The organism is Actinoplanes sp. NPDC021490 (assembly GCF_055562135.1).
Window position 1 is genome coordinate 96,254 of record NZ_JBVHFW010000012.1, and the last position, 21,135, is coordinate 117,388.

The 21,135-nt window shown below is 72.7% G+C and carries 16 protein-coding genes; 14 read left to right on the top strand and 2 right to left on the bottom strand.

Annotated features, from left to right (window positions below):
- Positions 1-137: 137 nt before the first annotated feature.
- The 5 genes from ACZ3I4_RS28790 to ACZ3I4_RS28810 are packed head-to-tail and all read left to right on the top strand — an operon-like array spanning position 138 to position 7,846.
- A complete protein-coding gene (locus ACZ3I4_RS28790; protein ID WP_465385151.1) occupies positions 138-1,505 on the top strand; it encodes an ammonium transporter in 1,368 nt (455 codons plus the stop codon).
- A 35-nt stretch (positions 1,506-1,540) separates the two neighbouring features.
- Positions 1,541-1,879 (top strand): P-II family nitrogen regulator, encoded by a 339-nt coding sequence (locus tag ACZ3I4_RS28795; RefSeq protein WP_166661209.1) that lies wholly within the window; start codon positions 1,541-1,543, stop codon positions 1,877-1,879.
- A 28-nt stretch (positions 1,880-1,907) separates the two neighbouring features.
- Positions 1,908-4,175: a [protein-PII] uridylyltransferase gene (locus ACZ3I4_RS28800; protein ID WP_465385152.1), complete on the top strand. Its 2,268-nt coding sequence runs from the start codon at positions 1,908-1,910 to the stop codon at positions 4,173-4,175.
- A 31-nt stretch (positions 4,176-4,206) separates the two neighbouring features.
- On the top strand, positions 4,207-6,798 hold the full coding sequence (locus tag ACZ3I4_RS28805) for a glycosyltransferase family A protein (protein WP_465385153.1): 2,592 nt from the start codon (positions 4,207-4,209) through the stop codon (positions 6,796-6,798).
- A 43-nt stretch (positions 6,799-6,841) separates the two neighbouring features.
- On the top strand, positions 6,842-7,846 hold the full coding sequence (locus ACZ3I4_RS28810; protein ID WP_465385154.1) for a class I SAM-dependent methyltransferase: 1,005 nt from the start codon (positions 6,842-6,844) through the stop codon (positions 7,844-7,846).
- A gap of 435 nt (positions 7,847-8,281) precedes the next feature.
- Here the strand turns inward: ACZ3I4_RS28810 and ACZ3I4_RS28815 are convergent, their stop codons facing one another.
- Complete coding sequence (locus tag ACZ3I4_RS28815; RefSeq protein ID WP_465385155.1) at positions 8,282-10,540, bottom strand: glycosyltransferase family A protein; 2,259 nt, start codon at positions 10,538-10,540, stop codon at positions 8,282-8,284.
- A 73-nt stretch (positions 10,541-10,613) separates the two neighbouring features.
- On the opposite strand from ACZ3I4_RS28815, the gene ACZ3I4_RS28820 reads away from it, so the two are divergent.
- The 4 genes from ACZ3I4_RS28820 to ACZ3I4_RS28835 are packed head-to-tail and all read left to right on the top strand — an operon-like array spanning position 10,614 to position 15,848.
- Positions 10,614-12,605 (top strand): glycosyltransferase family protein, encoded by a 1,992-nt coding sequence (locus ACZ3I4_RS28820; RefSeq protein WP_465385156.1) that lies wholly within the window; start codon positions 10,614-10,616, stop codon positions 12,603-12,605.
- A complete protein-coding gene (locus tag ACZ3I4_RS28825) occupies positions 12,595-13,266 on the top strand; it encodes a hypothetical protein (protein ID WP_465385157.1) in 672 nt (223 codons plus the stop codon). The genes ACZ3I4_RS28820 and ACZ3I4_RS28825 overlap by 11 nt, the downstream gene beginning before the upstream one ends.
- Positions 13,263-14,870 carry a hypothetical protein gene (locus ACZ3I4_RS28830; protein ID WP_465385158.1) on the top strand — a complete coding sequence of 536 codons (1,608 nt, stop codon included), beginning with the start codon at positions 13,263-13,265 and terminating at the stop codon, positions 14,868-14,870. Before ACZ3I4_RS28825 ends, ACZ3I4_RS28830 begins: the two co-directional genes overlap by 4 nt.
- A gap of 42 nt (positions 14,871-14,912) precedes the next feature.
- Positions 14,913-15,848 carry a class I SAM-dependent methyltransferase gene (locus ACZ3I4_RS28835; protein WP_465385159.1) on the top strand — a complete coding sequence of 312 codons (936 nt, stop codon included), beginning with the start codon at positions 14,913-14,915 and terminating at the stop codon, positions 15,846-15,848.
- Here ACZ3I4_RS28835 and ACZ3I4_RS28840 read toward each other — a convergent pair.
- Entirely contained in the window at positions 15,842-16,375 is a 534-nt protein-coding gene (locus ACZ3I4_RS28840; RefSeq protein WP_465385160.1) for a CAP domain-containing protein, read from the bottom strand. The genes ACZ3I4_RS28835 and ACZ3I4_RS28840 overlap by 7 nt on opposite strands.
- Before the next feature lie 180 nt (positions 16,376-16,555).
- On the opposite strand from ACZ3I4_RS28840, the gene ACZ3I4_RS28845 reads away from it, so the two are divergent.
- Genes ACZ3I4_RS28845 through ACZ3I4_RS28865 form a run of 5 tightly spaced genes read left to right on the top strand, consistent with a single transcriptional unit; the run spans position 16,556 to position 21,121 of the window.
- On the top strand, positions 16,556-18,106 hold the full coding sequence (locus ACZ3I4_RS28845) for a glycosyltransferase (RefSeq protein ID WP_465385161.1): 1,551 nt from the start codon (positions 16,556-16,558) through the stop codon (positions 18,104-18,106).
- A gap of 1 nt (position 18,107) precedes the next feature.
- Positions 18,108-18,809, top strand: a complete 702-nt coding sequence (locus ACZ3I4_RS28850) for a hypothetical protein (RefSeq protein ID WP_465385162.1) — start codon at positions 18,108-18,110, stop codon at positions 18,807-18,809.
- Between the two features lie 60 nt (positions 18,810-18,869).
- A complete protein-coding gene (locus tag ACZ3I4_RS28855; protein WP_465385163.1) occupies positions 18,870-19,838 on the top strand; it encodes a glycosyltransferase family 2 protein in 969 nt (322 codons plus the stop codon).
- The gene (locus ACZ3I4_RS28860) at positions 19,825-20,202 is read left to right on the top strand and encodes a GtrA family protein (RefSeq protein ID WP_465385164.1); all 378 of its coding nucleotides are present in this window, start codon (positions 19,825-19,827) and stop codon (positions 20,200-20,202) included. Before ACZ3I4_RS28855 ends, ACZ3I4_RS28860 begins: the two co-directional genes overlap by 14 nt.
- 31 nt (positions 20,203-20,233) lie before the next feature.
- Entirely contained in the window at positions 20,234-21,121 is an 888-nt protein-coding gene (locus ACZ3I4_RS28865; RefSeq protein ID WP_465385165.1) for a helix-turn-helix domain-containing protein, read from the top strand.
- Positions 21,122-21,135 lie beyond the last annotated feature (14 nt).

The following is a 21,135-nucleotide window of genomic DNA, read 5'->3' on the forward strand; positions in this document are numbered from 1 at the left end:
CAGTCCGTCACGTTCCGGAAATCGCGCGTAGACCGTGCGTGAAACCTCCGACCGGAAGTCTCTCGTCACGAAACCGGCCGACCGGCGACGCCGCCCATGGCTGTGTGTGAGACACCTTCATTCCGAGAGGAGGCAGCGTGGAGATCGACACCGGCAATACCGCCTGGTTGCTCCTGTCGTCTGCGCTCGTATTGCTCATGACTCCGGGTCTGGCGCTGTTCTACGGTGGCCTCAACCGGTCCAAGGGCGTTCTGAACATGATGCTGATGAGCTTCTCCGCCATCGGCCTCATCTCGATTCTCTGGGCCGTCTACGGCTTCTCGCTCTCATTCAGCGCGAACGGCTCCGAGGGCATCAACAAGATCATCGGTAACTGGGGTTACGCCGGAACCTCCACCAGCTGGGTCGGCGACATGTGGGGCGAGACCGGCATCCCCACGTACGTCTTCATGGCCTTCCAGATGATGTTCGCGATCATCACCGTGGCCCTGATCAGTGGGGCCGTGTCCGACCGCTTCAAGTTCGGCGGCTGGATCCTCTTCGCGTTCGGCTGGTTCACCATCGTCTACGTGCCCGTGGCCCACTGGGTCTGGGGCGGTGGCTGGATCGGCGCTCAGCTCAAGGCGCTCGACTTCGCCGGTGGCACCGCGGTGCACATCAACGCCGGTGCGGCGGCTCTCGCCCTGGCGCTCGTGCTCGGCAAGCGCATCGGCTGGCCGCGAGAGAACATGCGCCCGCACAACGTGCCGTTCGTCGCCCTCGGCGCCGGTCTGCTGTGGTTCGGCTGGTTCGGCTTCAACGCCGGCTCCGAGCTCACCGTCGACAGCACCACCGCGGTCGCCTTCGTCAACACCCAGCTCGCCACCGCGGCCGCCGTGGTCGGCTGGCTCGTGGTCGAGTGGATCCGCGACCGCAAGCCCACGCTGGTCGGTGGCTCCTCCGGTGCGATCGCCGGTCTGGTCGCCATCACCCCGGCCTGCGGGTTCATCGCCCCGCTGCCCGCCGTGCTGCTCGGCCTCATCGCCGGTGTGGTCTGCGCGCTGGCTGTCGGCCTGAAGTACCGCTTCGGCTACGACGACTCGCTCGACGTCGTCGGCGTCCACTTCGTCGGCGGCTGGATCGGCTCGCTGTTCATCGGCCTCTTCGCCACCACCCAGGTCAACGGCGCGATCACCGACGTGCTCGGTGCGTCCGAGGGCCTGTTCTACGGTGGCGGCGCGACCCAGCTCGGCCGCCAGTTCGTCGGCAGCCTGGCCGTCACGGTCTACTCGTTCGTCATCGCGGGTGTTCTCGCCCTGATCCTCAAGGCCGTCAAGCTCGGCCGGGTCAGCGAGGACGCCGAGGTCGGCGGCATCGACATCAGCGACCACGGCGAGTCGGGCTACGACATCACCCCGGCCGGCGGTTCCGGTGGTGGCGGCGCGTTCGCCATGGCCGGTCTCAAGCCGAACTCCGCGGTGGACGCTGACGGTAAGGCTGACGTCAGCCAGAAGGTCGCCGGTTAGATAGTCCTATGACTGCACCGATGGAAGGACTGAGCATGAAGCTGGTGACCGCGGTCATCAAGCCGTACCAGCTCGACGCGGTGAAGGAGGCTCTGCACGCGCTCGGCGTGACCGGCCTGACCGTGAGCGAGGTACAGGGCTACGGCCGGCAGAAGGGCCACACCGAGGTGTATCGGGGCGCCGAGTACACGGTGGAGTTCCTGCCCAAGATCAAGGTGGAAGTGGTGACGGACGAGATCGACGTCGAGAAGATCGTCGACGCTGTCGTCACCGCGGCCAAGACCGGCAAGATCGGCGACGGCAAGGTCTGGGTCACGTCGGTCGACGACGTCATCCGGGTCCGCACCGGCGAGCGCGGCCTCGACGCGCTCTGATTCGATCGACACGATACCGAAATAGCTGATGCCTACCATGTCCAGCGAGCCGCCGACCCCGCCGCAGGTGCCGGTTGGTGGCTCGCTGGACAAACTTCGTGAACACATCGGCGCCGCCGCCCGGCAGGACCGGGCCGCGGCGCTCGACACCTGGCTGCGCGAGATGTTCCCCAAGCACGTGCCCGGGGTCAGCCTGGTCGCGGTGGGCGGGCTGGGCCGGCGCGACTGCGCCCCCTACAGCGACCTCGACCTCGTTCTTCTGCACAACGGCGCGGCCGGCATCGACCGGATCGCCGCCTCGCTCTGGTATCCGATCTGGGACGCCCGGCTCGGCCTCGACCACTCCGTGCGCACGCTGCCGGAGGCGCTGTCGGTCGCGCACGACGACGTCAAGGTCTCCCTCGGCCTGCTCGACGCCCGCCACGTGGCCGGCGACGCGAACCTGACCGCCGAGCTCGTCGCGGCCGCGGGCGACCAGTGGCGCCGGACCGCCGTGCGGCTGCTGCCGGCGCTCAAGGAACTGACCACAGCCCGCTGGGCCAGCCACGGCGAGCTCGCGTTCCTGCTCGAGGGCGACCTCAAAGAGGCGGCGGGCGGGCTGCGCGACGTGACCCTGCTGCGCGCGATCGGGCGCGCCGGGGTGGCCGACACCATGCGCCCGGCCGTCCGGGCCGCGAACCTGCGCCAACTCGACATCCGCGACGCCCTGCACCTGGCGGTCGGGCGGCGCGTCGACCGGCTGGTCGCCCAGGAGCGCGCCGCCGTGGCCGAATTGCTGGAGCTCGACGACGGGGACGCGCTGCTGCGCCGGGTCGCGGGCGACGCCCGTACGGTGGCCCACGCTCTCGACGACGCCTGGCGGGCCGCCGACCGGCTCCGCAGCGGACGCCGCCGGGGTGTGCCCGCCGGAGTGGGAACCCGCCGGCCGGTCGCGCGGGACGTGGTCGAACAAGACGGCGAGCTGGTGCTCGCCCGCACCGCCATCGGACCGAAGCCCGACCCCAGCCTGTCCCTGCGCGTCGCCGCCGCGGCCGCCGTCGTGCAGCTGCCCATCGCCCGCGCCACCTGCGAATGGCTGGCCTCGTTCTCGCCGCCGCTGCCCAACCCGTGGCCGCCCGCGGCCCGCGCGGCCCTCGTCTCGCTGCTCGGCTCGGGCGCCGGCCTGCTGCCCACCTGGGAGGCGTGCGACCGGTACGGGCTGATCGACGCGTGGCTGCCCGAGTGGGCGCGGATGCGCAGCCTGCCCCAGCACCACCCGATCCACCGGTTCACCCTCGACCGGCACCTCGTGCAGGCCGCGTACGAGGCCACCGCGTACGCGCGGGAAGTGGATCGTCCGGACCTGCTGCTGATCGGCGCCTTCCTGCACGACGTGGGCAAGGGACTGCCCGGGGACCACAGCGTGGTCGGCGCCCCGATCGCCGGCGAGATCGCGACCCGGATCGGGCTGCCGCCGGCCGACGTGGCCACGATCGAGAAACTCGTACGGTTGCATCTGCTCCTGCCCGACGTGGCGACCCGCCGCGACCTGAGCGACCCGATGACGATCACCTCGGTGGCCGGGGCGGTCGGCGACGCCACCACGCTCGACCTGCTGCACGCGCTGGCCCGCGCCGACTCGCTGGCCACCGGCCCGGCCGCCTGGTCGGACTGGAAGGGCCGGTTGATGAGCGAGCTGGTCGACCGCGTGCACACCGCGCTCGACACGGGGGAGCTGCCGGAACCCCCGGCCGCCGACCCCGAGCTGCTCGAAGGTGACCTGCCCGCCGTCCACCTCGACGGGGACCGCCTGGCCGTGGCCGCCGCCGACCGTCGCGGGCTGCTCGGCGCGGTCGCCGCCTGCCTGGCCATGCACCGGCTCGACGTGGTCGGCGCGAACGCCTCGACGGTCGACGGGCGGGCCATCGTCGAGTTCTTCACCCAGCCTCGTTACGGCAGCCCGTACGATCCGGTCGCGCTCGCCGCCGACCTGCGCCGGGTGGCCGCCGGGGACGTGTCGGTGACCCAGCGGGTGCGGGCCCGGGCGATGAGCGCGCGGGGCGGCACGGCCTCGCCGCGGGTGGTCTGGCAGCGGGACGTGGCGACCGACGCGGCCGTGCTGGAATTGCGCGCGGCCGACTCGCCCGGGCTGCTTTACCGGGTGGCGACCGCGCTCGACGAGGCCGGCGCCGAGGTGCGCGCGGCCCGCATCTCGACCCTCGGCGGCGACGTGGTGGACGCGTTCTACCTGGTCGGGTCGTGGGCCTCGGCGGCCGAGCGCGATCGGGTGACCGCCACCGTGCTGGCCGCGGTGTAACCAACTCATCCGTCACCGCGTTAGCCGGTGCATGCGGCCACACCCATCCGGACTGCTCGATGATCATGTCACCGCGGTCGGCTCCCGGCTCCGGCTCGCGCTGACCGCCACGGCCGCGCGCAACCGTTCCCTGGACGCCCGGGCCCTGATGGCCCGGGCCGCGCTGGGCGAACACGCCACGCTCGATCAACTGCTCCGGGCTGCCCGCACCGGCGACCGGCGGTGGCTGCGGCGCCTCCGCCGCAAGATCGACCCCGGGCTGGTGGCCGTGATCGCGCACAGCCTGGGACTGCAGGAGCTGCTGCCGACCGACCGGGACGACGCGCTGGCCCTGTTCGAGCTGGTCCGGCGGGCCTGCGGGGCTCGGGCGCTGTCGCCGGCCAACCAGACGCTGCACGTTCAGCTGGCCCTGGTTCACCAAGGGCCGGATCGGGCGCGATCGTTGATGCGGCGCTATCTGAAGATCGGGGAGTCGTCGCGGCCGGGGTTGCAGGCCGATCTGCTTGCGGGCAAACGGGGGTGGGCGGCCGCTTTTCAGGCGCTGATGCCGGTGCCGGGGCCGTTGGTGGGCGCTCCCGTCGCTTCGCCGGCTGGTGGTGCGGTAGCCGCCGGCGGCGCTCCGGTCGTTTCCCCGGCTGGTGGTGCGGTCGCTTCCTCGGCTGGTGGTTCGGTCGCTTCCGCCGTCGGTGCTTCGGTCGCTTCGGCGGCCGGTTCGGTGGCTGACGCGGCCGTGGCGCCGTTCGATCGGCTGATCACGGCGGCGCCGGACCGGGTCGAGGGGTCGCATCGCGTTTCGGTGATCGTCACGGCGTACCGGCCGGACCTGGGGCTGATCACCGCGGTTCGCTCGATCCTGGCGCAGAGCTGGGCCAACACCGAGATCATCATCGTGGACGACGCCTCGCCGCCCGAGTTCGAGCCGGTCCTGAGCGAGGCGGTGGCGCTCGGCGACCGGATCACGCTGATCCGAATGCCCCACAACTCGGGCACGTACGCGGCCCGCAACGCCGGACTCGACGCGGCCGGCGGCGAGTTCGCCACGTTCCAGGACTCCGACGACTGGTCGCACCCTCGGCGCATCGAGCTGCAGGTGCGCCCGCTGATCGAGGACCGGCGGCTGGTGGCCACGACCTCGGACGGGCTGGCGGTCACCGACCAGCTGATGTGCACGCGGCCCGGGGTGCGCAGCGGACGGTTCAACCCGTCCTCGTTGCTGCTGCGGCGAAGCACGGTGCTGCGGACCGTCGGCTACTTCGACCGGCTGCGCAAGGCCGCCGACTCCGAATACATCGGGCGGATCCAGGCCGCGTTCGGCTCCGGGCGGGTGCGGCACCTCGACTCGCTGCCGCTCGCGCTGATCCGGCTGTCGGCCGGGTCGCTGTCCCGCTCCGAGATCCGGGCGCACTGGATGCATCCGGCCCGGACCGCCTACATGTCGGCCTATCAACGGCATCACCAGCTGATCGCGCAGCGGCGGGCCAGCGCCTACCGCCCCGCGGACGGGTCGGACCGCGCTTTCCCGGCGCCGGACCACCTGCTCGGCACGGTGCGGGACCGGGCGTACGACGTGGTCATGGTGGCCGACTGGCGGTTCCTGGAGAGCGCGCAACGGACGGCCCTCGACGAGCTGCGCGCACTGAGCTCGGCCGGGCTGCGGGTGGCGGTGCTGCAGCTCGATTCCTACCGCGCTCTCCAACTGCGCCGGGCACCGTTCGCGGCGGCCGTGCAGGATCTGGTCAACGCCGGGACCGTCGACCGGATCGCGCTGGAGGATCCCGCGTTCGCGGCGCTGCTGGTGATACGGCAGCCCGGGGTGCTGCAATTCGCTGCTTCCACCGCCGGCGTACGGGCCGAGCGTGCTCTGATCGTGGCCGACCGGGCGCCCGTACGGGCCGATGGCAGCGATCACCGTTACGACCCGGCTGTGTGTGCGGACGTGGTGCGTGCGCTGTTCGGGGCCGATCCCACGTGGGCGCCCCAGGATCCCGGCGTGCGGGCCGCGTTGCGTGCGGTGGACGACGTGGACCCGGACGACTGGCCGCTCGCCCTGGCGCCGGCCGGGTGGGTCGCCGATCGTACGGGGGCCTCGGCGGGGTCGGCGATTGTCGGCACGGACCTGTGCGACGCGGCGAACTGGCCGCCCGACGCCGCCGACAGTCTCGCCGTGTGCCGCCGGTTGCCGCTGGCCGACGTACGGGTGAGGCTTCCGGATCGGCCCGCGGGCACGTACGAGGTGCCGGTGGCGTCGACGTGGCTGGGCTTCCAGACGGGCGACCTCGAGCCGCGGCCGTTTCTGCACCAGCTCGACTTCTATTTGCACTTTCCGCCGCGGGAGCAGTCCGAGTGGTATTCGCGACCGGCGTTGGAGGCCGCGGCGGCCGGATGTGTGGTGATGACGCCCCCGCGGTATCGGGGCCTCTACGGCGATGCGGCCGTGTATTGCGCTCGCTCCGAAGTGGACGCTCTGATCGCGCGCTATCGGGCCGATCCGGCGCTCTTCGCCGAGCAGAGCCGCCGGGCGCGGCAAACCGCGGCCGCCGCTTACGACCCGGACCGCCTCGTCTCACGGATCCGGGCGTTGCTGCCGGTGGCGTCGCCGCGCTCTCTGCTGACGATCCCGTAACGGGCCGGGTCCCGCCGCCGTTGAGTTCGATGTGCGGATCACTATGACCAGGCTGCTGCGGTTCGCCCGTGCCGTCGCCGGCCGGCTGCGCCGACTGTCCCGGCGGCAGATCGCCGGCCTGATCGTCATCGTGCCGCTGGCCGTGGGCGTCGCGGTCTCGTCGGTGATCGGGCCGGCCGCCGTGGCCACCTGCTTGCTCGCGCTGCTGCTGATGGCCGTGCCGGCCGGGGTGGTCTATCTGTCCCGCCGGATCACGCGCAGCTTCCGCACGACCCAGGAGGCTGTGCGTGAGTTGCGCACGACCGTCGATCAGTTGCAGCGCCGGGTGATCGCCGCGGTCGAGAAGGAACGGCTGGCCGCGGGGGACCGGCATCAGGAGATCACCGAGGCGATGGCCCGGACCGAGCGGCTCACGGGCCGCGGAGCCGAACTGCTGCTGCGCGAGCAGAGCCGGGACATCGAGGCGCTGTTCCAGCTTTTTCAGGCGGTCAAGCCGCGCGCGCCGATGCCGTCCGCTCGGCCGACCGACCTGCTCGGGCTCGTGCACGTCACCCGGGATCGGCGGCCCGGACTGATGGTGGCGCTGGGCTGCGGACCGGCGCTCGTCTGGCTGGGATATGCGTTGTCGGCGCCGGGTGGCCGCCTCGTTGCTGTCGATCATGATGCTGGCCGCGTTTCGCTCGTACGGGGGCTGCTGTCTGAGCACGGGTTGAGCTCGGTCGAGGTGCGGCAGGTGCCGCTGGCCGAACTGGTGGTCGAGGGGCGGACCGTGGACTGGTACGACGTCGACGCCTTGGAGGGGCTGACCGACATCGACCTGTTGCTGGTGGACGGGGAGCTGGCGCCGGCCTCGCCGGACCCGCTGGCGCCCGCGCTGCACGTGCTGGGGCGTCGGCTGGGTGTCGGAGCCGCCGTCGTGGTGGACGAGGAGCCGCGGGTGGCGCCACGCCAGGGTGGTGGCTTCGGCTTGACCGTGCGGCGGCGCCTGCCCGGGCGGTGGACCGTGCTGACGCAGGCACAGAGTACGGCCGCTTCGACCCCCGTTTAGGGGCCTGTGGACAAGCCGGCAGCCGCTTCCGCGGCCTGTGGACAACTCGACTGATCAACTTTGGGAGCGGGTAAAATCGGCCGCCCCCACCCCCACCCAAGGGCGGGCACCCGGTCCGGCGGCGGGCCGATCCGGCCGGACCGTGGCGGCGGAGGCTGGGCGGCCTGGCCTGGAAATACCGCTGCCCCGCCGCGGGGGACGGCGGGGCAGCGATACGCGGGGTGGGGGTGTGTTGCTTCCCCGCATGTCGGGGCGGCGGGGGCCGCTCCGAATCTTTGTGGCTTGTGCCCTTACGAATCGGTCGTGCGCGGATCGGGTTGACGATCCGGTCGGGTGCCAAACGGTCCCGGTTGGGTTGCGAAAGGGATGCGGCCGGGCCGGGAGTGCGGAGCCGGGCAGGGATCGCGCGGCGGCAGCCGGAATCGAGCGGCCGGCTCAGCCCTGGGAGGCCAGCCAGGCGACCCGTTCCGCGTACAGCTCGTGGGCATGATGACGGCGCACGAAGGCGGAACCCCGGGTGGCCTGGTCGCGCAGGGCCCGGCGGTCGGCGTGGAGCCGGGCGACGGTGTCCGGCACCTCCTCGGGTGTGCAGTAGACCGCGGCCTCCCCGAAGGCCGCCGCATAGCGGTACGGCAGGACGGCGACGCAGCCCGCAGCCAGCGCGGCCAGCACGTCTGGGGCCGGGTCGGCGGGCTCATCGTCGGCGGGCAGGTGCAGGTAGAAGTCGATCTGGTAGAGGAAAGAGCGCAGGGTGACGTCGCCGGGGGCGTAGACCAGCCAGCTCCGGGGTGGGCCGAAGCGGCCGAACGAGCGGGATGCCGAGCCGGCCGTGTCGAGCAGGCGGACGTCCATGTGGGCCGAGTCGGGGAGTTCGTCGCGCAGGCGCTGCCATTCGGACCGTCCGCCCCGGCAGTGGCGGCCGATCACCGGGCGGTCGGCCCGCGGGCCACGGCGGTCGAGCCGCCACTGGGCCGCGTCGAGCGTGCTGGGCAGGTCGAGTTTGGCCAGGGCGGCGTCGGAACCGGAGAGCAGGCGCCGGCCGTCCGCGCCGGCCGGTGCCCACAAAGGTTTGCGGCCGAACAAGCGGAGTGCTGCCGCCGCGGCCTGCGGGACCACGGTGGCGTCCTCGATCACGACCCGTTGCGCCCGTACGCCGCTGGGCAGGTCAGGCGCGTGCTGGAGGACGCGCGCCGAACGGGCCACGACCAGCCGGGCCCGTACGTCGTCGGTCAGCTCGACCTGGGTCAGATCGCCGCTGTTGATCAGTGACTGGACAGCGGGATCGAGGTTCTGCGGGCCCTCGCGCAGGTTGGTCAGCACGTCCAGCTGCAGCAGGGCGGCCCGCAGCCCCCGGGCGGCCAGCGCGCGCAACTGTCCCACTCCGGCGACCCCCGCGCCGCCGGCCGTGGTCCAGTCGCCCGCGAGCACCGCGTCGTACGCCTTGGCCCCGGTCTCCCCGAGCAGCCGCCGCGGCGCCGCAAAAGCCCGCGCCGCCCCGGAAGAGCCCCGCGCAGCGGGAGAAGAAGAAGCCCGCGACGCATGCCACGTCTCGAAGGCCGAACGGTAGGACCGCCGCGCCGGATGCGTCCATCCCGGCCGGTAGTCGTCCGCGGAAAGGGAACCGGCCCGCACCCGGATCAGCGCCAACGGCGGCCCGTCCAGGTGGTAGGTGGCCGACCGTCCGAACACCGCGCGAGCCCGCGAGAGGTACTCGGCGTCACCCCCCTTGCGTACGGCGTCGAAGTGGCCGACCGACCGGAGAGTCCGCTCCCGCCGCATCATCAGCGACGACAGGTTGTACGAGGCGATCGATGTCATCCCGGGCCGCGTCACCACCAGATAGGGCGTCACCCGCATGCCGTTGCTGGTGACCGAGAAGATGTTCTCGTCCGCGAGCAGCGGCGCCACCTGGCGTTCCAGCCGCAGCGGATGGGACCAGTCGTCGGCGTCCTGGAAGGTCACGAAGTCTCCGGTCGCCGCGTCCAGCCCGGCGTTGCGGGCCACGTAGGTTCCGGCGTTGACGAGCATCCGGATGACCCGTACGCGCGGGTCCAGCGCGGCCACCGCCCGCAGCACCGGCTCGAACTCCGAGGGCGATCCGTCGTCGACGACCAGGATCTCGTGGTTGGTCCACGTCTGCCGCACGAGGGAACGCACCGACGTCAGCAGCGACTGGTCGGGCTGCCACGTGGTGACGATCGTGGTGATCCGGCGTGGGTGCCCGGTCCGCTGCACCGGCCCGGTCGTGACGCGGTCGAGCGGCGTGCCCGGTCCGTCCGGCACCAGCATCCGCGGCGCGGGCAGCAGGGAAACGAAATTCCAGGGTCCACTTCCGTTCGCGTACGGGTTGGCCAGGTCGGCGGTCAACGCGAGGCGCACCGGGGACGGCACCGACGGATACGACGCGAGCAGTTCGGCGGCTCGGGCCGGGTCCCCGGAGGCGTACGCGATCTGGCCGTGCAGCCCTTGGTGAACGGCCGCGATCTCGCCGCGGGCCCGCAGCCCGTCCAGCAGGGCCAGCGCGTCGGCCTGGTCGTCGGCCCGCAGGTCCTGCAGCGCGATCACCCGGGCCAGTTCGCCGACCACCCACGGATCGCCCGTCTCGGCCGCCCGGGCCAGTGGTGCGCGCGCGGCGATCGACCGTGCCTGCAGGGCGGCGACGGCAAGAGGATGCGGCACGTTGGTGTCTCCCACGACCGGTCCAACGATCAAGGAGCCTGGGTGAATTGTCCGTATCGCCCGGTTGGTACGCGTCGTTGACCAAGCCGTGTACGACGTCGCCATCCTGTCCGACCTGCGGTATCCGGGCGGCAACTCGGCGAGCATCGTCGCGGAGGTGCAGGCCCAGGCGGCGGCCGGTCTGACCACCGTGCTGATCCACGTGCCCTCGCCGCACCTGCGGCACGCCCGCCCGTTCGACTCGCGGATCGTGGCCTGCCTGCGCGACGGCCTGGCCGGCCTGGCCGACGACGACGGCGCCGAGATCGCGGCCCGGGTCCTGCTGATCCGCCGGCCCCGCATCTTCACCGAGGATCCGGCCGTGGTGCCCGCGATCCGGGCCGGGCACACGATCGTCGTGCTCAGCAAGCCGCCCGGGGACGAGTTCGACGAGGTGCGCGAGCGGGTGGGGGGCTATTTCGGGGATTCCGTGGTGTGGGCGCCGGTCAGCGCCCGCGTCCGCGAGAACGTGCTGCGGGTCGCGCCCGGAACCGCCCTGCCCGACACCGATTGGCATGAGATCGTCGACGTGGCCGACTGGTGGATCGAGCGCCGTCCACATGCGACGGTGCCGGTGATCGGCCGGCACGGGCGGCCCGATCCGGTGAAGTGGCCGCGCGATCCCGGCGAGCTGCTGGCCGCCTATCCCGACGCGCCCGACATCCGGGTGCGCCTGCTGGGCGGCGGCGAGGCCGTCGTCCAGCGTCTGGGCCGGCGGCCCGCGAACTGGGAGGTCGTCGAGTTCGGCGCCGAGTCGCCCCGCGAGTTCCTGGGCACGCTCGACTTCTTCGTCTACTTCCCCGATCCCGAAGGGGCCGGATCCTTCAGCCGTACGATCCTGGAGGCCATGGCGAGCGGGGTGCCGGTCATCACCGGCCCGCATTTCCGATCCGTCTTCGCCGAGGCCGCGGTCTACACGAACCCGGCCGGGGTCCGCGATCTCGTCCGGCGTCTGCACCAGGACCGGCCCGCGTACGAGGCCCTGGCCGCCCGGGCCCGTTCCTTCGTGACCGAGCATTTCGGCAGTGCCTCGCACATCGCCCGGCTGGCGTCCCTGGGCGTGCTCCCCCGCGGGGTCGTCCCGTCGCCGCGGGAGCGGATCGAGCCCAGCGCCCGGCCCACCCGGCGGGTGTTGCTCGTGGGCGACGACATCGCCCGGTTCCGCGCCATCGCCCGCCGGCTGCCGGCCGATCTCGAGCCGATCGTCGTTGCCGGGTCGGCCGGGCTGCCCGCCGCGCACGCCGCCGGTCTGCTCACCGAGTACCTGCCGTCGGCGACCGATCTGGGCGTGGCCGAGAACCGCTGGGCCGGCTTCGTGCGGGACCGGCTGCGGCATCTGATCGAGCTCTACGGCCCGCGCGCGGTGCTGGTCGCCGGGGTGCCGCACGACGGGATCGCCGCCGCCGTCGAGGAGAACGAGCTGCCCTGGCTCTGGCTGCGCCCGGCGATGTGGCGGCGCGGCACCGGCGGGCAGTGGGCGGCCCGCGGCGCGCTGTTCGCGGGCATTCTGGAGCCGGGCGAGTTCGCGGCCGGTGGCGACGAGGGCTGGACCACGACGGCCCGCGCCGGGGTGCACACGGTCGACCCGATCACCGAGCTGCCGCGCCGCCCGCGCCGGCATCCGGGGGAGAACACGCTGCTCTGCCGGGGCGTCGTGGCCTCGCTGCCCGGGTTCACGGTCACCGAGGCCCGCCCGGGTCACCTGGAGGGGATCACGCTGGCCGTGTCCCGGGCCGATTACACGAACTTCCACGAGCTGATCGGCGCCGGGGTGCCGACGGTGTTCGTGCCTGACCCGCAGGGCGCCGACGACGAACTGGCCCGCGCGCGGTTCGCCGCGGCGGCCGGGGTGGCGCTGTGCGCGACCGACGACGACGCGGCGGCCGAGGCGCTCGAACAGCTCGCGGACCCGGTGGCCCGGGAAGCGCTCAGCCGGCGTTGCGCCGAGCTGTCCTTCGGCAACGGCGCCGGCGACGCCGCGGCCTGGCTGGCCGGTTTCTGCCGGGAACGATCCGAGACGGAGGCCCGAGGTGTTCGATGAGCTCGACGCGGCCGACCTGGCGCTGGCCCGCTGGGAGGTGGCCACGCTTACCGGCCGGCTGCGCTGTGTCGAGGACGAGCGCGATGCCGCCGTACGGGACCGGGACCGTAACCGGGAGCTGGTGCTGGCGTTGCGCCGCAGCCGCTCGTACCGGCTCGGCCGCGCGCTGGTCGACCTGGCCCGCGATCCGGTGCGCACGGGCCCGTCGATCGCCGGTCGGGCGGCCCGTCGGCTGCGCCGTCGCGAGGCGATCGAGGCGGCCCGCCCCCGGCCGCCGGCCCCGCTCGCGGCGCCCGTGCCGGCCCGCGTCTATGTGGCGATCGGGTTGTCCCGGGCCGGTTCGCACGCGTTGATCCGGGCGCTGCGCCAGCGGGTGCTGGTCGACGCCGATCATCTGCCCGTGGTGGTCACCGATCAGCCGGCGCTGCGCGGCCTGCAGGTGCCGGGTGTGGTGCTCGAATATCTGCCCGACCCGGCGACCTGGTCCCGCCATGATCCCGGGTCCCGGTGGGAGGTGCTGCTGGCCGAGCGGGTGGCCCAGCTGTGCCGCGACCACCGGGCCTCCCGCGCGGTCGTGATAGATCCGCGGGACCCGCCGACGCTGGCCCAGCTGCTCGAGAGCGTCACCGATCGATCGGCGGGGTCGTTGACTGGCACATGAGTGCCCCGACGACGACCGCCCCGACCGCCGTCCCGCGTGTGGGGATGCGCTTCGTCGTCGAGGGGCCGCCGATCGGCGCGCTGTGGCGGCGGGCGTTGCTGCGGGTCGTGCTGGTGCCGTTGCCGGTGCTCGCCCCGCTGGTCGCGCTGGCGCCGAGCCGCGATCACCGGTTCAACCTGTACTGGCACGGCGGCCTGTTCCGCGACGACCCGCTGCGGATCGTGCCACACACCGTCGATTCGCTGCCCGGCTATCTGCGGCTGGGCAACTTCCGCCTCTTCGGCCGGATGCTGGAGAAGGCGCTGGACACGCTCGCGTACGCCCTCAGCGAGGTCCTCGGCCTGCCGGTCAACGTCGGGTTCCGGCTCGTCTCGTTCCTCTCCGCCCTGCTGTTGTGCGTGGTCGCCGTGCTGCTGGCCGAGAGCGTCGTCGCCCGCGGCAAGTTGTTCCGCCGCCCACCGTCCACAGTGGCCGCCGTGGTGCCGTTCGGGGTGGCCGCCGGGTTCGTCGCGGCCGGCGGGTCGAGCCCGATCGTGTTGTTCGGCGGTCTCTATCTCGCGTCGGCCGCTCTCGTGCTGGCCGTGACCGCCGCGCTCTGCCGGATCGACCCCGATCGGCCGTTCCGCGTCTGGTGGATGCCGTTGCTGATGCTCGGCGGCGCGGCCCTGGCCGCCTTCAACGAGATCGCCTATCTGGCCCTGCCGCTGGCCACCGTGGCCGTTCTGGCCCGGGGCCGGCTGGTGCTCGGCCTGACCCCGGGTCGCCTGTTCACCGCCGCGCCGGCCCGCGCGCTCGCGTTGGTGTGGCTGGGTTTCCTGCCGATCTTCCTGGCGGTCCGGGTGGTCATCCAGCGCTACTGCTCGACCGGCGACTGCTACAAGGGTTCCGACGTGCGGCTCACCGCCGACACGTGGGAGGCCCTTCCCGTACGCGCGATCGACTGGCTCCCGCCGATGATGTGGCGGGCCGCGACGGCCGGTGGCAGTTCCCGGCCCTGGGTCGGCGGCATGGTCCTGGCCGTCGCGCTGGTCGTGCTCGGATTGCTGGCCTGGCACGCGATCCGCGACCTGCCCCGGCTGTCGCAGGTCGGCCGGCGCGCCGCCCTGGCCCTGGCCCTGACCGCGGGCACGCTGATCGTGGCGGGCGCCGCGATGGGCTCGCTCAACGCCGACGTGCAGCAGCTCGTGACGGCCGGCAAGTGGGGCTGGGGCTGGCGTGACTCGGCGGTGACCACCACGGCGGGGGCGCTGCTGATGGCGGCGATCGCTCACCTCGTACGGAAACGCGCGGTGCTCCTGGCCGCCGTGGTGCTGCTCGCCGCCGCGGCTGTCGTGTCGGCCGCGGCCAACAAACGGCAGCGGGACACGGCGTCGGCCTCGCCCGCGGCCCGGCTCGCGAACCGGGTCGCCGTCGAGATGGCCGATTTCGACCCGGGCCCCGAGGGCGCCGCCCGCCGGTGCGCGCTGCGGGCCGAGTTCCTGAAGCTGTACCCCGATTCCCCGTTCTCGGTACGCCGGTTCGACGAGTCGCTCGAGGTGGCGTCCCGGCAGCGCGCGGGCGTCGCTTTCTGCCCGGGCGTAACCGGCGGGACCGGCCCGCGTTGACGAGGACGGGTTAATGATCAGCTGACCAGCGGGGAGGGACCGATGCGCCGGTTGCGCAACCTGACCAGGCGTCAGGCGATCCTGGTGGCCGGCGCGTGCGTGCTCTGCGCGGCGGTCGCGGCGGCCGCCCTCACCGGGAACGTCACCGTCGCGCTGACCTTGCTGGCGGTGTTCTTCACGATCCTGTTCGGCGGTCTGCTGCTGATCGCCCGGCGGATCTCCGGGCTGGCTAGGGCCCAGCGCCGGCAGCAGAACGACGTGCGCGCGGTGCTCGACCAGACCCAGCGGCGGCTGCTCGGCGCGATGGAGGAGTTGCTGCTGCACTCGGGCGACCGGCATCGCGAGCTGACCGACTCGCTGGCCGGGCAGATGCGCACGCACACCCGTGACATCGAGGCGATCGTCCAGCTCTTCCAGCGGATCACGCCGCGGGCGCCGATGCCGCCCGCGCAGGCGCCGGCCGAACTGCTCGAGCTGCTGCACCTCATTCGCACCCGCAAGCCGCGGTTCGCGCTCGAACTGGGCAGCGGGGCGTCGACCGTCTGGCTGGCGTACGCCCTGGAACAGGTCGGCGGCCGGCTCGTGTCGCTGCACCACGAGGCGGGCGCAGCCGAGCCGGTCCGGGCGGCCGTGGCGGCGCATGCGCTCGTTCCCGTGGCCGAGGTGCGGGAGGCGCCGCTGCGTCCGGTGCCGGTCGGGGAGCGCACGTTCGGGTGGTACGACCTGGAGGCGCTGGCCGACGTGCACGACGTCGACCTGCTGGTGATCGGCGGGCCGCCCGGCTCGACCGGGCCCGACGCCCGGTTCCCGGCGATGGCGTTGCTCGAGGAGCGGCTCGCCGACGCGGCGGCGGTGTTCGTGCCCGGCGAGCGCGACGTGCTGGGCCGGTGGCTGGAAACGACGGAGGGCCTCACCCGCGAAGGTGAGGCCCTGCTGTCCTATCGCCGTGTGGTGCGGCAGTTGAGCCGGTCTCAGTAACCGAACTCCTGCGAGAAGTAGGTGGTGCCGTTGGCCGAGTACACGGCGCCGACGCCGACGGCCTTGGCGGTGCAGTTGAGGAGGTTGGCACGGTGACCCGGGCTGGCCATCCACGCCTTCACGACGTCGGCGCCACTGCGGTAGCCGTACGCGATGTTCTCGCTCAGCGGGCGGGCGTAACCGGCGGTCTTGATGCGGTAGGCGAACGACGAGTTGCTCGCGCCGACGTGGCTGAACTTGCCGGTGCGGGCCATCCAGGTGCTGTGGCCGACGGCCGCCTTGGTCAGGCTCGGGCTGGCGACGACGGCCTTGCAGCCGTGGGCGGCGCGCATCTTGTTCGTGTAGGTCACGATGTCGGCCTGCATCGTCGTGGTGCTGACGGTCGCGGCCTGGGCGGAGGATGCGAACGCGACCATCACAAACAGGGTGGCGGGGATCATCGCGATCAGGGCCAGACGCTTGGTGATCGAGGAGCGCATCGACTGCCTTTCGTTGGTGTCCGCGCCGGCTCCTACCGCCGCGTTCACGGTTCTGTTCGGCGCCGAGGCAGTGAAGATGACCCATGTACGGGTGCACTGACGATGCCCTTCGGTTGCCGCCCGGTTGACTACCCGGCCACGGTTTCCGTGACGTTGCCATCACGGTGAGTGCAGGTGATCGTTGATCCCCAAGACGGACAAAACGGACCGTGGAGAGGGGGATTCGCGGTGACGGCGACCGTTCACGACGTGGCGATTCTGGCCGATTTCCGCTTCGCCGGGGCGGGTGTGGCGGCCGAGGTGCACGCTCAGCACGAGGCGGCGCTGAGCACGCTGCTGGTGCACGTGCCCCGGGACGCGCGCCCGCTGCCCTTCGCCCCGGAGGTGCGCGACCTTCTGCGGGACGGCGCGGCCACCCTGGCCCGGGAGGACCAGCCCGCGTCCGTACGCCTCCTGATCGCTCGCGGCCCCGACCTGCTGGCCGAGGCGCGCCGATGGGTGCGGGCCGAGCACACCGTCGTGGTCGCCGCGCAGGCTCCTTCCCCGCACGACCTGCCCGACGACGTCGAGTGGGCGCCGGTCGACGACCGGGTGCGCGAGGCGATGCCGCTGCTCTGCCGGATGACAGTGCAGAACTGGCACGAGATCGTCGACGCGGCCGCCTCGTGGCAGGAGTTCCCCGAGCGTTTCCGGGCGCTGGAACGCACCACCGGGCATCAGTCGCACCTCCGGCGGCTCGCCGGTTTCGGCATCCGGCCCCGGATCAGCGCGCCCGCCCTGCCCCGCGAACCCGGTCCGGTGCCGCCCGCACCGACCCGCCGGGTGCTGCTGGCCGGCTCGCCGACCCGGCTGACCGCGATCGCCCGGCGACTGCCGGCCGCCCTCGCGCCGGTGATCGCCACCCAGTCGTACGCGACCCCGTGCACCGGCTTCCTCACCGAGCACATCCCGTCCCGCGAAGCGCTCGGGGTGTCCGGCACGGCCTGGAACCGGATGCTGCGCGACCGGCTCGCCCACCTCGTCGACCTGCACCGGCCCGAGATCGTGGTGGTCGACGACCTGCCGCACGAGGGCGTCGTCGAGGCCGTGCGGGCCCACCCGGGCGTGCTCTGGGTGTGGATGCGACGGGCGATGTGGCCGCGCGACACCGGACAGGAATGGATCACCGAGGGCAAGGTCTTCGACCACGTGCTCGAACCCGGGGAGTTCGCCGCGCTGGCCGACGACGGCCCGACCGTGGCCGACCGGGCCAACGCGCACCGGGTCGAGCCGATCACCCTGCTCGACGCCGGTGATCTGCTCGATCCGGCGGCGGCCCGGGCCGAGCTCGGGCTGGACGACCGGCCGGCCGCGCTGGTGCGGCTGGGCGACACCCGGATCGTCGAGCGGCTGGAAGGCCACGGCTTCCAGGTGGTCGTCCGCGACGCCGGGGTGAGCCGCTATCTGCGGGCGTTCGACCTGGTGGTCAGCGCGGCCGGCTACGACGAGTACCACGAGCAGCTGCGCTTCGGCATTCCCACGGTTCTCGTGCCGGAGCACGGCCCGGCGCTCGACGACCAGATCGGCCGGGCCCGCTATGCCGACGCGGCCGGGGTCGCGCTGGCCGTGGAGGACCCGGATTCCGACGAACTGGAGCGGGCGCTGGACACGGCGGCCCGCCCCGACAAACGTGCCGTGCTGCGCCGCCGTTGCGAGGAGCTGACGTTTTCCAACGGCGCGTCCGCGGCCGCGACCTGGCTCGGTGGGCTGGCCGCCCGCCACGACCGGAACGGAGGCTGACATGCCCGAGACCGCTTTGCAGCCGATGGTGAAACAGGCATTGCCCGTACGGGAACCGCTCGATGCCGGTCAGCGGGCGCGCTGGGAACTGGCCGCGATGGCCGGCCGGCTGCGCATGCTCGAGGCCCGGCTCGTCGAGGAGCGGCACCGCGGCGACGAGCTGCGGCGCGAACGCGACCGTGAGCGCCGCCGGGCCGACCGCCTGCGCCGCAGCGAGTCCTACCGGATCGGGTCCGGGCTGCTCGCGTTGCTCGAGAACCCGGTGCGGACCGTGCCTCGTCTGGGCCGGGCCCTGCTGCGACGGCTGCGCCCGGCCCGCCGCCCGGCCGTCCCGGCGCTGGAGCCGACCGGCACGCCGGCCGCCGTCGCCTCGCGCCCACCCGTCCACCTGTACGTGGTGATCGGGCTGGAGTTCCCGGCGGTGCGCGAGTTCGTGCTGACCCTGCGGCAGCGGCTGCTGGTCGACCCCGACCACCGGCCCGTCGTGATGACCGACTGCGAGTCCTTCGCCCTGCTGCGCGACCTGGGCGTGCTGCTGGAATACCTGCCCGACCGGGCCACCTGGGAACGGCACCGGCCCGACCGATCGTGGGAGGACGTGCTCTCCGAGCGGCTGTCCCGGCTGTACCGCGACCACGAATCGGTCCGCACGATCATCATCGACCGCACCCAGCCGCCGACCCTGGCCGAGCTGTTGCGCTGAGCCAATTTGTAACTTTTGCCGCCGCGCCGTCGTTGGGCGAGCGTGACCGTATCGAGCCCGATGATCTCCGTGGTCGCGCCCGTCTTCAACGAGGGCGCCGGCGTGGAACGCTTCGTGGGCCGCCTCTCCGAGGTGCTCGCCGCGGCCGGGCTGGCGTACGAGCTCGTGCTGGTCGACGACGGCTCGACCGACGACTCCTGGGACCGCGTCGCCGGGCAGGCGCGGCTCGACCCGCGGGTGCGCGGCATCCAGCTGTCCCGCAACTTCGGCAAGGAGGCGGCCGTGCTGGCCGGGCTGGAACACGCGGCCGGTGACGCCGTGGTGGTGATCGACTCCGACCTGCAGCACCCGCCCGAGGCCATTCCCGAGATGGTGCGGCGCTGGCGCGAGGGCGCGCACGTGGTCGAGGCGGTCAAGCGCAACCGCACCGGTCAGGGCCTGGTCGGCCGGCTCGGCGGGCGGCTGTTCAACCGGGCGTTCACCGGCCTGACCAGGGTCGACCTGGTCGACGCGACCGACTTCCGGCTGCTGGCCCGCCCGGCGCTGGAGGCGCTGCTGCGGCTGCCCGAGCACTCGTCGTTCTTCCGCGGCACCAGCAGCTGGATCGGCTTCCGGCGAAGCACCATCGAGGTCGACATCGAGCAGCGCGCGGGCGGTCGCTCCCGCTGGTCGTTCGGCTCGCTGTTCCGGCTCGCGGTCAACGGGCTCACCTCGTTCACCTCGGCCCCGCTGCACCTGGTCACCCTGGTCGGGCTGGCCTTCGCCGGGTTCGCCGTGCTGCTCGGGGCGCAGACCCTGATCCGCTGGATCGGCGGCGACTCGGTGGCCGGCTTCCCCACCGTCATCCTGCTGCTGCTCGTGATGGGCACGTTCCTGCTGCTCGGCCTGGGCGTGATCGGCGAATACCTGGCCCGCATCCACGAGGAGGTCCGGGGCCGGCCGCGTTACCTGGTGCAGGAGCGGTCGGGTGTCCTGGCCGAGACGTCGGTTCCCGAGCAGTGGCTCCGCGCGGACCGTGCGGACCGCTGAGCTTGTCCGGTACGGGGTCAGCGGCGCGGCCAGCGCGCTGACCCACCTCGGCGTGGGCTGGCTCCTGGCCGCGGGGCTGGGTGTCCGGGCGGTGCTCGCGTCGGCGGCCGGCTTCGGGGCGAGCGTGCTGGTCTCGTACGGGCTGCAAAGGTCCTGGGTCTTCCGCTCGACGACCGCTCACGTGGTCGCGGGCGGGCGCTTCCTGGCCGTGACGGCCGTGGCGCTCGCCCTCAACAGCGGAATCCTGATGCTCGGCACGGAGGTGCTGGCCGGGCCGTTCGCGCTGGTGCAGGCGGTGGCGCTGGTCGCGATCCCGGTCGTCAACTTCGCGCTGCACTCGTGCTGGACCTTCCGCGTCCCTTGATTTCGATCATGTTTACGTATGTCATTGTCGTGTGACGGAGCTCACGGTCCACGACACCAACGGCATTCTCCGCCAGCCCTGGGTGCGTCCCGAACGCACCAGCCTCGGCCTGGGCTGGGAATCGCTCTATGTCTCGACCCAGAGCGAGCGGCCCTATCAGGCCAGTTTCGGCGGCGCGCCCAGCCACCTGGTGATCCTGCACCGCAACGGCCCGGTCACGGTGCGCCGCGGGCATCTCGGACTGACCAGCTCCCGTACGGTCCCGCCCGGCGGCCTGTTCGTGCACCCGGCCGGCAAGGAACTCACCGTCGAGCTCGGCGGCGCGCTCGACACCGTGCACGCCTATCTGACCGACGAGCTGCTGTGCCGGGCCCACGACGACGAGCCGGTCGAACTGGCCGAGGAACTGGGCGCCCTCGACCCGCTCGTCGAGCACCTGCTGCTGACCCTCGACCGGGTGATGCGCGAGTGGGAGCCCACGGCCCGCACCTATGTGGACCATCTCGGGCACGCGCTGGCCGCCCAGTTGGCCCGGCAGCACAGCGTGCGGGGCCGCCCCGCGCCCCCGCCCCGGGCCGGCGGGCGGGCCGGACTGACCGATCGGCGGCTCAACGCCGTACGGGAAATGGTGGAAACGCGGCTGGGCGAGCCGCTGCCGCTGCGCGAGATGGCCGCCGTCGCCGGGCTGAGCGTCAGCCAGTTCGGCCGGCAGTTCAAGGCGCGCACCGGGCTGTCCCCGCACCAGTTCCTGATCCAGCGCCGGGTCGACGCGGCCGGCCTGCTGCTCCGCGGCACCACGATGCCGATCGCCGAGGTGGCCCAGCGGTGCGGCTTCTCGCATCAGGAACACCTCACGCGGGTGTTGCGCGCGCATCTGAACACCACGCCGGCCGCGATGCGCGTTTCGTGCAGCGCTTAGGTGCAGGAACCGTT

Excerpts from the sequence above, each read along its gene's own strand:
- ACZ3I4_RS28795 (WP_166661209.1), top strand. The coding sequence starts at position 1,541 with ATGAAGCTGGTGACCGCGGTCATCAAGCCGTACCAGCTCGACGCGGTG.
- ACZ3I4_RS28800 (WP_465385152.1), top strand. The coding sequence starts at position 1,908 with ATGCCTACCATGTCCAGCGAGCCGCCGACCCCGCCGCAGGTGCCGGTT.
- ACZ3I4_RS28805 (WP_465385153.1), top strand. The coding sequence starts at position 4,207 with ATGCGGCCACACCCATCCGGACTGCTCGATGATCATGTCACCGCGGTC.
- ACZ3I4_RS28810 (WP_465385154.1), top strand. The coding sequence starts at position 6,842 with ATGACCAGGCTGCTGCGGTTCGCCCGTGCCGTCGCCGGCCGGCTGCGC.
- ACZ3I4_RS28830 (WP_465385158.1), top strand. The coding sequence starts at position 13,263 with ATGAGTGCCCCGACGACGACCGCCCCGACCGCCGTCCCGCGTGTGGGG.
- ACZ3I4_RS28835 (WP_465385159.1), top strand. The coding sequence starts at position 14,913 with ATGCGCCGGTTGCGCAACCTGACCAGGCGTCAGGCGATCCTGGTGGCC.
- ACZ3I4_RS28850 (WP_465385162.1), top strand. The coding sequence starts at position 18,108 with ATGCCCGAGACCGCTTTGCAGCCGATGGTGAAACAGGCATTGCCCGTA.
- ACZ3I4_RS28855 (WP_465385163.1), top strand. The coding sequence starts at position 18,870 with ATGATCTCCGTGGTCGCGCCCGTCTTCAACGAGGGCGCCGGCGTGGAA.